This is a genomic window from Acidovorax sp. Q11, assembly GCF_054950075.1.
In genome coordinates this window covers 1-1,495 of sequence record NZ_JBUDZG010000077.1, presented here as the reverse complement: position 1 = coordinate 1,495, position 1,495 = coordinate 1, and the positions used below count along the sequence as shown (strand labels likewise).

The window sequence follows — 1,495 nt, the reverse complement described above, 5'->3', positions numbered from 1 at the left end:
GCCACCTTGGCCGCTCGCAGCACACTGCGCGCGCCGTGCGTGAGCAGCATGCGCAGGTAGCGGTCGCCTTTCTTGGAGATGCGCCCCAGGTAGCGGCTGCCGCCCGAGCTGTACTCGCGGGGCGTTAAACCGAACCAGCTGGAGAAGTGGCGTGCGTCTTGGAAGTGCGTCACATCGCCCGAGGTGGCTGCCACCAAGGCTGTGGCGCTGAGCAGTCCAATGCCGGGTATCGACAGCAGCAGCGTGCAGGCCGGGCTTTGCCTGGCAGCCTGGCTCAGTTGTCTCTCCACCTGGGCGATGCGCGCTTCCAGCAGACGGATCTCTTCGAGCAATTGCGAAGCCGTGTGGCGGATCAGCTCAGGCACAGCCGACTGTGGGTCGGCCAACACGCGGCCGATGACTTCGATGCCCGTGCGCGCACCTACAGGAACAGCGATGCCGAACTCCCGACAGAACCCCCGCAGGGCATTGATGCGCGAGGTGCGGGTGCCCATCCACAGGGAGCGGATGCGGTGCAGCCCCTGCAAAGCCTGTTGCTCCACTGACTTCACACGCACGGGGCGAATATCGCAGGCACGGGCTGCTTCGAGCAAGGCAGCCGCATCCGTGGCGTCGGTCTTGTTGCGCCTCACATAGGCACGAACGTACTGGGCGGGCAACAAACGAACCTCAATGCCCAACGAGTTGAGCCAACGCGCCCAGTGGTGGGCCGAGCCGCAGGCTTCCATGACGACCAGGCCGACCGAGCGGTTGACGAACCAGCGCTCGAACTGCGAGCGGGTCAGGCGCTGGGTTTCGATGATGCGCCATTGGTCATCGGCAACGGCGATCTGGAAAACGGATTTGGCCAAGTCGACGGCCACGGTAGTAGCATGCATGTCGGACTCCTTTCGTTTGAAGACCTGATCCCCACGCCAATGAAGACCAGTGCGCCAATCTCGCGCAAACAAACGGGGGAGTCCATCCCATCAGTCAAGGGGACGTCTTGCGGCAAGCCGCAAGCCGCAAGCCGCAAGCCGCCCCTTACCTCGAACGTTATACGTCATGAATTCCGAGCGGAGCGCAACGCGAGCCGGCGAGCTCTTTAAGATCATGCGGCTGCGTTTGGAAATACATCGCGATGGCCTTACGCATCCGCGAGATGGAGTAGTCCGTGCAACTGAGGATTTGGTCAATGCCCTTGTGCAATGCGGTCCGGATGACGTTGTCTGGCTCGACATTCACCCCTGTCCAGGAGTTGTCGGCCGCTACGTGCTCGCGTCTACTGGAGCAGTCCTGGCCGAGGTTCCGGCATGACGCATAACATGGCAGTCGACACGGACACGCTGCGGCAAGGGGCCGCTTTCATTTGAGTTGACCGGCGGCTTCTGTTTAGGGTTGTGAGATACCTGCCCGGAACACCCCCGAGCGACGATCGCCCCCGACCTAAGGGCAGGTGTCGCACAAGCCTCGGGGGAGGAAACCGCGAAGAACGCCAACGTTGGTGTTCAGGGCG

At 62.6% G+C, this 1,495-nt stretch carries 1 protein-coding gene; it reads right to left on the bottom strand.

Features of this window, described 5'->3' with window-relative positions:
• The coding region (locus tag ACYZGB_RS22730; RefSeq protein WP_462391255.1) for an IS110 family RNA-guided transposase at positions 1-878 on the bottom strand (878 nt) is incomplete at its 3' end.
• Positions 879-1,495 lie beyond the last annotated feature (617 nt).